This is a genomic window from Pseudomonas sp. ANT_J28 (assembly GCF_008370005.1).
Lineage (GTDB): Bacteria > Pseudomonadota > Gammaproteobacteria > Pseudomonadales > Pseudomonadaceae > Aquipseudomonas > Aquipseudomonas frigoris.
The window spans coordinates 63,315-73,892 of the sequence record NZ_VOBM01000033.1; the positions used below are offsets into that span (position 1 = coordinate 63,315).

The window sequence follows — 10,578 nt, forward strand, 5'->3', positions numbered from 1 at the left end:
TATGCCGCAGTTCTTTATCGATCGCCCGGTGTTCGCCTGGGTGGTTGCCCTGTTCATCCTGTTGGCCGGCGCCTTGGCCATTCCACAGTTGCCGGTGGCGCAATACCCCAACGTCGCGCCGCCGAAAGTCGAAATCTACGCCGTGTACCCCGGTGCTTCGGCGCAAACCGTGGACGAAAGCGTGGTCAGCCTGATCGAGGAAGAACTCAACGGCGCGGACCATCTGCTGTATTTCGAATCCCAGAGCAGCCTCGGCAGTGCCACCATCACCGCGACGTTCCAGCCGGGCACTGACCCGGAAATGGCTCAGGTCGATGTGCAAAACCGTCTGAAAGTGGTCGAGTCGCGCCTGCCTCAAGCGGTAACGCAGCAGGGCTTGCAGGTAGAGAAAGTTTCCGCAGGTTTCCTGCTGCTGATCACCCTTACCTCCAGCGACGGCAAGCTCGACGACGTGGCGCTCAGCGATTACCTGGCGCGCAACGTGATGAACGAGATCAAGCGTCTGGACGGCGTCGGCAAGGCGCAGCTGTACGGTGCCGAACGGGCGATGCGAATCTGGATCGACCCGCAGAAACTGATCGGTTTCAACCTGACCCCGGCCGACGTCAACGCCGCCATCGTCGCGCAGAACGCGCAAGTGTCGGCCGGCAGCATCGGCGATTTGCCGACCCGCACCACTCAGGAAATCACCGCGACCATTCTGGTCAAAGGCCAGTTGTCGACACCGGAAGAATTCGCCGACATCGTCCTGAAAGCCAATCCCGATGGCTCAACTGTGCGCATCAAAGATGTGGCGCGCGTCGAGATCGGCAGTCAGGAATATCAGTTCTCCACCCGCCTCAACGGCAAACCGTCGACCGCCGTCAGCGTGCAGTTGGCACCGGGCGCCAATGCCTTGAGCACTGCCACGCTGGTGCGGGCGAAGATGGACGAACTGGCGCGCTACTTCCCGGCTGGCGTGGAATACAAGATTCCGTACGACACCTCGCCCTTCGTCAAAGTCTCGATCACCAAGGTGGTTTACACACTTGGCGAGGCGATGTTGCTGGTGTTCGCGGTGATGTTCCTGTTCCTGCAAAACATCCGCTACACATTGATTCCGACTCTGGTGGTGCCGGTGGCGCTGATGGGCACCTTTGCGACCATGTTGGCGCTCGGGTTTTCGATCAACGTGCTGACCATGTTCGGCATGGTGCTGGCCATCGGTATCCTGGTGGATGACGCGATTGTGGTGGTGGAAAACGTCGAGCGGATCATGGCCACCGAGGGCCTGTCGCCCAAAGAGGCAACGCGCAAGGCGATGAAGCAGATCACCGGGGCGATCATCGGTATCACGCTGGTGCTGGTTGCGGTGTTCATTCCGATGGCATTCATGCAGGGTTCGGTCGGGGTGATTTACCGGCAATTCTCTTTGTCGATGGCGACTTCGATACTGTTCTCGGCGTTCCTCGCCCTGACCTTGACCCCAGCACTGTGCGCAACGTTGCTCAAGCCGATTGCCAAGGGTGAGCACCACGAGAAGCGCGGGTTCTTCGGCTGGTTCAACCGGCGTTTCGAGCAACTGACCGAGCGTTATAAGGGCTGGGTCGCCTATGCCCTGAAACGCACTGGACGTTACCTGCTGATCTACGGCGTACTGCTGATCGGATTGGGCGTGTGCTTCAGTCGACTGCCCTCCTCGTTCCTGCCGGTGGAGGATCAGGGTTACACCATCACCGACATTCAACTGCCGCCGGGTGCAAGCAAGAACCGAACAGTGCAGGTGGTCGAGCAGATCGAAGCCCACAACGCCACTGAACCCGGCGTCGGCGACAGCACGGTGATTCTCGGCTTCAGTTTTTCCGGTAGCGGGCAGAATGCCGCGTTGGCGTTTACCACGCTCAAGGACTGGTCTGATCGGGGTAGCGACGACTCAGCCAGTTCCATTGCCGATCGCGCCAACATCGCGTTGAGCCAGATCAAGGACGCCGTAGCGTTTGCGGTACTGCCGCCGCCGGTGGATGGCCTTGGCACTTCCAGCGGTTTCGAGTTCCGCTTGCAGGACCGTGGCGGTCTTGGCCATGCCACGTTGATGCAGGCGCGTAGTGAATTGCTCGCTGCCGCCGAGAAAAGTCCGATCCTGATGAACGTGCGCGAAAGCGCCCTGGCCGAGGCGCCGCAGGTGCAACTGGAAGTCGACCGCAAACAGGCCAACGCGCTGGGCGTGTCCTTTGCCGACATTGGCAATGTGCTGTCCACTGCCGTCGGTTCGGCCTACATCAACGACTTCCCCAATCAGGGGCGGATGCAGCGTGTGGTGGTTCAGGCTGAAGGCGATCAGCGCAGTCAGGTGGCTGATCTGCTGAAGATTCACGTGCGCAACAGCGCCGGGAAAATGGTGCCCTTGTCGGCCTTCGTCCAGGCCAAATGGACTCAGGGCCCGGCGCAATTGACTCGCTACAACGGCTACCCGGCGATCAGCATTTCCGGTGAACCGTCGCCCGGTCACAGCACCGGTGAAGCCATGGCCGAAGTCGAACGGCTGGTTGCACTTGGCCCGGCGGGATTGGGGCAGGAATGGACCGGGTTGTCGCTGCAGGAACGGTTATCCGGCAGTCAGGCTCCGATCCTGCTCGGGCTGTCGCTATTGATCGTGTTTCTGTGTCTGGCGGCGCTGTATGAGAGTTGGTCGATTCCGACCTCGGTGCTGCTGGTGGTGCCGCTCGGCGTGCTCGGCGCGGTACTGGCCGTAACCTTGCGCGGAATGCCCAACGACGTGTTCTTCAAGGTCGGGCTGATCACCATCATCGGTCTGTCGGCGAAGAACGCGATCCTGATCATCGAATTCGCCAAGAGCCTGTATGACGAAGGCCATGACCTGATCGATGCCACGTTGCAAGCCGCACGTCTGCGACTGCGGCCGATTGTGATGACGTCGCTGGCGTTCATCCTCGGCGTGGTGCCGTTGGCGATTGCCACCGGGGCCAGTTCGGCCAGTCAGCAAGCCATCGGCACCGGGGTGATTGGCGGGATGATCACGGCGACGCTGGCGGTGGTGTTTGTGCCGGTGTTTTTTGTGGTGGTGATGAAGTTGGTGCGAAAGAGACATAAGGGTATCTAACCAACAACACATTTCTAATGTGGGATCGCCGCACCGCCGCTCCCACATTTTGATCTCATTGGTTTCAGGACTGCGCTGGGCTAAGGTGTTTGCAAAGCCCTGACGCATCGAGTTTCCATGCCCTTCCTCGCCCGCACCCACCCTCGCCTCTCTTCCGCCGCCGCGCTCGGCGTCGCGGTGGGCATTCTGGCCCCAGCCGACTCGATCATCAGCAAAATCCTCTTCGGCTGGAACGCCGGCGTCTGGACTTACCTGGTCCTGATGCTCTGGCTCACCGCGCGCGCCAAAGCGCCAGATGTGAAACGCATTGCCGAGGTCGAAGACGAAAACGCCGGCTTGGTGCTGTTTGTTGTATGCGTCGCCGCAATTGCCAGCCTGGCGACCATCACCTTCGAGCTGGCCGGCAGCAAGGACCTGGAAACCACGCGCAAGCTGCTTCATTACGGTTTTACCGCATTGACGGTGATCGGTTCATGGCTGCTGATCGGGGTGATTTTCAGCGTGCACTACGCCCGTCTGTTCTACACCTGGGGCGGCAAAGACCCGGCACTGCGTTTTGCTGAAGGCCTGACAACGCCCAATTACTGGGACTTCCTGTATTTTTCTTTCACCATCAGCGCGGCGGTCCAAACGTCCGATGTTGGCGTGGCGACTCGGGATTTGCGCAAGATTGTCCTGGCGCAGTCCCTTATCGGCTTTCTGTTCAACACGGCCATTCTCGGGTTCTCGATCAACATCGCGGCGGGACTGTTCAACTGATCCCTGCACAAACGTTCTAGTCATCGCCCTCGGCGCAGGCGTTAAATAAGTCGGCTATCCGTCTCACAGGTGCAGCATGACGACTCACAACTGGATCGACCTGGCCCAGGACGCCGACACCGGCATCGAGACCCTGCGCGCGCATTTCGAAGGACATGCCTACGACCCGCACTGGCATGACAGCTATCTGGTGGGCGTCACCGAACAAGGGGTTCAGCAGTTTCACTGTCGGCGAGTAAAGCACCAAAGCACGCCGGGCAAGGTGTTTCTGCTCGAGCCGGGTGACATCCACGACGGTGAAGCGTCGACCGAAGACGGTTTCACCTACCGCATGCTGTACCTCGACCCGCAGTGGCTGAAACGTGAACTCAGTGCAGTCTTCGAAAATGCCCCCGACAACAGTCAATTGAGTTTCGCCAACACCCTGGCCAGCGACTCGCGGCTCGCCCACGCCACCAGCCTGGCGTTTCAAACCCTGCATCACGTTGAGCTGAAAATCGTCCGCCAGACCGCCCTCGACGGTTTGCTCGAACGCCTGACCAGTCACCTGCACTGGCGCGCCCGCTATGGCGAGGATCCGCGCCTGCCGCTGGTGGCGCAGAAGGCACGGGAGTACCTGCACGCCAACGCCCAAAACGACATCGGCCTCGACCAACTGGCTGTCGCAACAGGCGTTGACCGCTTCCGCCTGACACGCGCCTTCAAGGCCGCTTATGGCATGGCACCCCACGCCTACCTCGTGCAATTGCGCCTGGCGACCGCCCGGCGAATGCTGGCCCGTGGCGAGCAACCGGCGACAGTGGCGATAGAACTGGGGTTTGCCGATCAGAGCCACCTGGGCCGCTGGTTTGTTCGGGCTTATGGTTTGACGCCGGCGCTGTATCGCAAGCGCTGCTCAAATCTTCCAGACGCATGACCCGGACTTTGTGAGGATCAGCTCCAGAGATTATTCACGGAGTCCGCTGCCATGTTGTCCACCTTTCCCACGCTGCTGCCATTTTTGCTGTTCGCTTTCATCGCCTCCATTACGCCGGGGCCAACCAATATTCTGGTGCTGAGTAATAGCGCCCGGTATGGCTTCAAGGCTACTTTGCCTATCATCTTTGGTGCCTGCGCCAGCGCTGCAGCCATCGTCCTGCTAGTAGGTTATGGTTTGGGTGAATCCCTGAAACAGATTCCCTTGTTGCAATACGCCATGCAGTGGCTGGGTGTTACCTGGTTGAGCTACCTGGCCTGGCAGATTTACCACTCTGCGACCGATACCTTCGATCCCGATGTATCCGGCAATCAAAAGCGCCCAGGTCTGTTGACCGCCGCAAGCCTGCAATGGGTGAACCCGAAAACGTGGATGATGGCCATGGCGGTCGTCAGCGTATTCCCCGACAACGGTGCCAATCGGCTGAACCACGTCCTGTATTTGAGTTTTATTTTTTTCGGCATAGCTCTACCTTGCATGTCTGCCTGGGCGATTCTGGGATCGAGGGTCAAACAGTTGCTCCATTCATCTAAAGCCCTGCGGAACTTTAATCGGTCCATGGGTTTATTACTGGCAGGATCGACGTGGCTAAGTGTATGGATCGGTTAATAAAACTTTCCTTTCGCTCCAAACGACCAGATAACAATCACATTAATAGGACTATGTAAACTGTCAAGTCTGACAGTTTACAGCGACGCCCAATGGCGGTTTTATACCTCATCCCGGACGTTTCTTTAATAGCGGGATACCTTGTCATGACTATGGAGACCGTATTGATGAACATGATCACGCAGAAACTCAGACAGGCCGTGGGTGCTGGTAATTGTGCCGGGACAATAAACGGCAGAGAACCATTCAGCGCAGGCCTGGTGGAACTATCGGAGCGCACTTTCCCACTGCCTCATGGCGAGGCTTACGTCATGTTTGCCCGGCAACGCGAGCCACAGCCGGAATACACGACAAAAGAACTCATCCTTTCGTTTTCCAAGGGATTGGAAAATAAGTCCTACGAACTTAAGCCGGATTCACATCAAGTACGCGTGACATTCGCCGATAACAGCGACCCAGCCAAATCGGTTATTTATACCCAGATCTCGGGAACAGCCGATCTTGAACTTGATGAGACTACAGGGATTTTTTCCGGGGCACTGAGAAAGGTTATCGTCGAGAATCATGACGATGATGTCTCTAAACAGCTGACACTTGATGTGATCTTTTCAGCAAAAGGAGCCTTTGCCACATTTCACCAACCTCGCGGTCGAACGCTAGCGGCGTAACTGTTTGATCTGAAAAATAAAAAGGAAGCAGTTGCTTCCTTTTTAATTTGCTTTCGCAGACTTTTTACCACCTATAACGAAGACCGAAATTGATACCGTAAGGTTGTTCTATGTTTTGACCGCTGCTGTACTGGAAGTCCGCATGCATGTTGAGATTATTTGTCATTGCTACAGCGATGCCAGCGCCTAACTCCGCGCGGGAACCTGACAGGTCATTGTTGAAAACGTTGTTATTGACTTGCACCTCATTACTTTTTGCGAATTCATGAGCCCATGCGGCGCGAAGGTACGGCTGTACCACACGTCCTTGCCCCAGCTCGATATTTCGGCCAGCAGTAGCGCCGACCTTCCCGATAAACGAACGTGTGCGATCCCCTTCAGCTTGCAGGTCGTTGCTCAGGGAAAAATCCTTGCCCTGGATGACCACAGCTGACCATTGAGTGAAGGGTTCAAGGAAATTGCCATTGTCGAAGTTGATGTGTTTGCCGAACTCGACAGAACCACCCAGCCCCGAGTTGTCATAGTCTCCCTTGGCCCGGGTACCATCGCTCAACGCCACTTTCGCATCATTACGGAAGCGGTTCGCCTTCAACACACCGTCAAAGTAATAGCCTGTCTGAGTGTCTAACCAGGTGACATAGGTGCCCACGTAGTAACTGTCCACGCTGCCTGAAGTGCCGGCATTGAGATTGAGATCAGATTGACTTTGACCCGCCATCACTCCCACTAACCATTGGCCGTCTCCGAGAGGAAGCGCCGCATCCGCACCCAGGGTGAAACCTTGCTGGGTTTGTTGATAACCGACACCTGAGCCATCGGAGATATTGTACTTGTTGGCATAGGTACGCCCCCACGCGCCTGCTTGGCCGCCATTGAAACGCAGCTCCCCCATGCGCGTGCGTAATGAGGTCAGTTCGCCCAGCCAAACGGTCGATGCGGTATTGAAGAGTGCAAGTACAGAACGTGCGCCAGGACTCACTGTTCGCGTGCTTGGATCGAGTATCCAGTCATTACCGCTTTTCGCCAGACCGTAAGAAAATGTCCCAAGTTCAACCGCTCCGTTCACCAGAGAAAAGCTTGCATCGCCACCTGCGGTTTGAACCACACGAATAGGCTGGCCGGTGGCTGGATCCACGCCGCTGCTGGCGATCAGCAGTTCATGATTGCCAGTGGCGGTTCCGGTGACATTCAGCACGTCGGTTCGGCCCGTGCTGAAATCCGTTCCCATCACGAATCGACCGTTACCGGAAAGGTCGGTCACATTCAATTGATAGAAAGCATTGGTGTCCCCAAATACCACGGATCCCCCCCGGTTGAGGATGAGGGTGTCAACCTGGCTGTCACCCACCAATACCCAGCGGGAAGAGTCATTGATCGTGGTGCTGGCAACATTTTCCAGGCGGCCGGTCAAAACCGAGTCGTTTTGCAGAACCAGCTGTGTGGCACTGCCTTGCTCGGAAACGATGTTCCCATTCAAGGTACTGCCATTGACGGTCATGGAGACATTGGCACCGCCTTTCACATCCAGCAAAATCTCGTTGCCTGCCAGCAAGCGGGAGCTGTTCAGGGAGATGGTCGCAGGCAGTGTCGAAGCGTTGTTGAAATCGACCACGATCGCCGAACCGGTGTTCCCCTGGACAGTGGTGTTTTCAAGGGTCAATACGGCGGGCTGAGCGTCATTCACATCAAGATCAATACGTACTCCGTCTTGTCCGCCAGAAAAAGTGCTGTCTCGGGCAATGGCTTGTCCACTGCTCAATCGAAGCCCGTAACTCGTGGCTCCGGTGCCTTGAATGATTGAATCGCTGGCGTCCAGAATGCTATGAGCGCTGACCAAAGCGCCTCCCAGGACACCCGTGATGGTGCTTTTACCAGTCACGACAACCTTGGAACCGGTCTGAGTCGCTGTATTGCGAACCGCCTGCAGCCCCAGACGATTGCCAGTAACGGTGCTGTTATCGATGGTGGCATTGCTATTGGTCAGCAGGACAGCGGCGAGACCTCCCGCACCTGAAACGGTAGCGCCACTCAGATTGACGACCGATCCATTGCTGGCCGAAATCTGCTGCGTGGTGCTACCCGTATTTACATTGAGAGTCGAATTATTAGCCGTGATGGCCAGTGTTTGCGCGCCATTGACGGTCAGAGTGGCTTGCTGGCTCAAGCTCCAGCTTTCTGGTACGCCACCATTAATCGTCACATTCCCCCCAACAATGGGTGCAGCGCTGGCGTATGAATTACAGAGAGAAAGCAGCAATAAGCTCGTTGCTGTTGACCCACTCGTATTTATAACTTTCGGTAAAACAATTCCTCGCATTGGGCACCTGCCTTAAATAAAACTTAAATGCTGACACTCTGAGCAGGTCAGCTATTTGAGGGGCGCTAGATTAGCTGGGCGTTTCGCAAAACTCTGTAGGACTTATCCTGTTTTGCGACTGGAAAAGCCCTCAGGATTAAGTCCTGACAATTGACTTTAAACATTAAAGATGCGGCGAGCGCACCGCGCTCACCGCGTCATTACAATCAATCTTGAGGTAACGTTTCCTCGCAATATTTGCCCTGATTATCTGTCAGAAATACGACGTGTTCAGCAGGCAATGAGTCCGGCGTTGGATTATTACCGGCACCACCCCGAGAAATGGAGTAAGTAACCCTGCCTTTTCCGAGATGGGCCGGTTTAAAGTGCGTTGCATAGACGCCTATTTCAATCAATGCACCCGTATCGGGATATGTTCCGACAATGGGGTAGGTCGCTGTAGTGTCTGCGTCCGGAATGGGAGCGGGTATGGTTGCAGTGTCATACGGCACCCACTTCACAGTAATGGTCTCTCCGTCAACGGTGTACGGATTCTTTCTTACGCGCACAGTCAGGTTTCGTCGGGGCGTCCCGTCACCTGGATTTCCGATGACAGGAAAGTTCAAGGTTGGGCAACTGATATTTCTAAGAAGTCCACCTAAATACATGACTTCCGGCGCAGCCATTGTGATTGGGAATGCCTCTACCGGAATGTCTTTTTTCTTGGAGGGCGTTGGATTCACCCCGGTTAGCGTATACAGCGTATAGCGCAACACCTTGGTTCCGCTTTGCTGTGCAAGCACCGTAGCCCAAGGCAGAGGGATAGTAAGGGGTTTACCCTCCTGGCCAGTTGTCAATAAAATGGTATTACCGATCTTGACATCATCATAAAAGACATCGATCAGCCAACCTTCTTCCGTTGGCGGGGCAGCAAAAAGATCAATCGTGATATTGATTCCGGTATCGCCGTAATCCGCTTCGAGAATTTCATCGATTCTACCCGCTGACGTTTCCAACTTAGGCGCATCCAGCCCCACAAGAATTGGATCAGGGCCAACAAATGAAACGTCCACATTTACGTTCGCTTTATGCGTAGCTATCTCACGAGTCGAGCGGAACATTTTATAGCTGACTTCTGTTACCACGCTGCCATCGGTATTGCCATACACCTCTTTTACAAGATCATAACTGGCAAAGAACGATAGTTCGGTATTCGTTCCTACTCTTTGTTCCGGTGCAATCGGCTTTCCGCCCCAGTAAACAACAATCGTGTCGGACTCAGAGTTTGGCGTCGGCACAGTTACCTTGATTTCGACGCCCTTGCTATCAAATTGAGTGTCAGCCAGGTCGATCAGACCATCGCCACTTGGACCGTTTGCCAATGGGAGCACTGGCGGCAAGATAACGCTAGGATCAGGCAGAATAACGACCGTTCGCTGGCTGGGGTTTGATCTTTTCCCCCGGTTGCCCGGCAGGTCTGACGCGACATAAATAAGCCGGTTTGTACCCTCATCCTTTTTAAACACCGCAGCCGGAATCAAAGCTTCCCCCGCCGTCAACGCACCTTCAAACACTGGTGTGTCGCGGTCCGGATCAGGTGCAGGTCCCCAATAGAATCGGTAAATGTCACTTTGGTGATAGGTCGGGGAGACAGCAGGCTTGACCAGAATCCCTGGCTTTCCTTCGAGATACGTCTCATCGATCGGGTCATTCGGGCCCAGATCTGCCGGCCACGTAGGGGCCTTTGGCGTGAGGTCTGAAGCTGGACTCTTTATTTTGTAGGGAGGTGTGCGGTCAATCGCGTACGTGATGATAGGCGTCGAAATCGACTCGTTCGATCCGCCCGCATACAAGCGGTACCGAAATTCATACTCGGTCGGAGTTTCAGGAGTGGTGTCCTCACTCATGAAGCTCAACGGAATCTCGTAAGGCACATCCCAGTCCCTGCCTGCCACTTCACCCAAGTCGATAAAATGTGGGTCAGGTAGAACATTTTCCCAGGCAGGAGCTCCTTTTTTTCGGGCCTCGGGCCATAGGAGATCGTTAGGGAAGGTCTGAAGTACCCACCGATTTTTCATGCCCTCTCTGCTTGAGGTTCAAAAAATCATGAGTCGGTCGAAAAACAGGCCTTTCCTGTCCTTAATTCATGGTTCTTTCCTCTAGTCGCGCT

Annotated in this window: 7 protein-coding genes; 5 read left to right on the top strand and 2 right to left on the bottom strand. The window is 55.6% G+C overall.

The genetic code is table 11. The annotated features are described in order from the left end of the window. Position 1: 1 nt before the first annotated feature. From FQ187_RS21505 to FQ187_RS21525, 5 genes are all read left to right on the top strand, one after another. Positions 2-3,100 carry an efflux RND transporter permease subunit gene (locus tag FQ187_RS21505; protein WP_149631008.1) on the top strand — a complete coding sequence of 1,033 codons (3,099 nt, stop codon included), beginning with the start codon at positions 2-4 and terminating at the stop codon, positions 3,098-3,100. Between the two features lie 117 nt (positions 3,101-3,217). Further along, positions 3,218-3,859, top strand: coding sequence for a DUF1345 domain-containing protein (locus FQ187_RS21510; RefSeq protein ID WP_149631009.1), 642 nt, complete (start codon positions 3,218-3,220; stop codon positions 3,857-3,859). A 76-nt stretch (positions 3,860-3,935) separates the two neighbouring features. Further along, on the top strand, positions 3,936-4,775 hold the full coding sequence (locus FQ187_RS21515) for an AraC family transcriptional regulator (RefSeq protein WP_149631010.1): 840 nt from the start codon (positions 3,936-3,938) through the stop codon (positions 4,773-4,775). Between the two features lie 51 nt (positions 4,776-4,826). Continuing rightward, positions 4,827-5,444, top strand: coding sequence for a LysE family translocator (locus FQ187_RS21520; protein WP_149631011.1), 618 nt, complete (start codon positions 4,827-4,829; stop codon positions 5,442-5,444). A 167-nt stretch (positions 5,445-5,611) separates the two neighbouring features. Beyond that, the gene (locus FQ187_RS21525) at positions 5,612-6,112 is read left to right on the top strand and encodes a hypothetical protein (RefSeq protein ID WP_149631012.1); all 501 of its coding nucleotides are present in this window, start codon (positions 5,612-5,614) and stop codon (positions 6,110-6,112) included. Positions 6,113-6,176: 64 nt separating this feature from the next. Here FQ187_RS21525 and FQ187_RS21530 read toward each other — a convergent pair whose 3' ends face one another. Continuing rightward, on the bottom strand, positions 6,177-8,276 hold the full coding sequence (locus FQ187_RS21530) for an autotransporter outer membrane beta-barrel domain-containing protein (protein ID WP_256667393.1): 2,100 nt from the start codon (positions 8,274-8,276) through the stop codon (positions 6,177-6,179). Positions 8,277-8,635: 359 nt separating this feature from the next. Beyond that, positions 8,636-10,486, bottom strand: a complete 1,851-nt coding sequence (locus FQ187_RS21535; RefSeq protein WP_149631014.1) for a hypothetical protein — start codon at positions 10,484-10,486, stop codon at positions 8,636-8,638. Between the last annotated feature and the right edge of the window lie 92 nt (positions 10,487-10,578).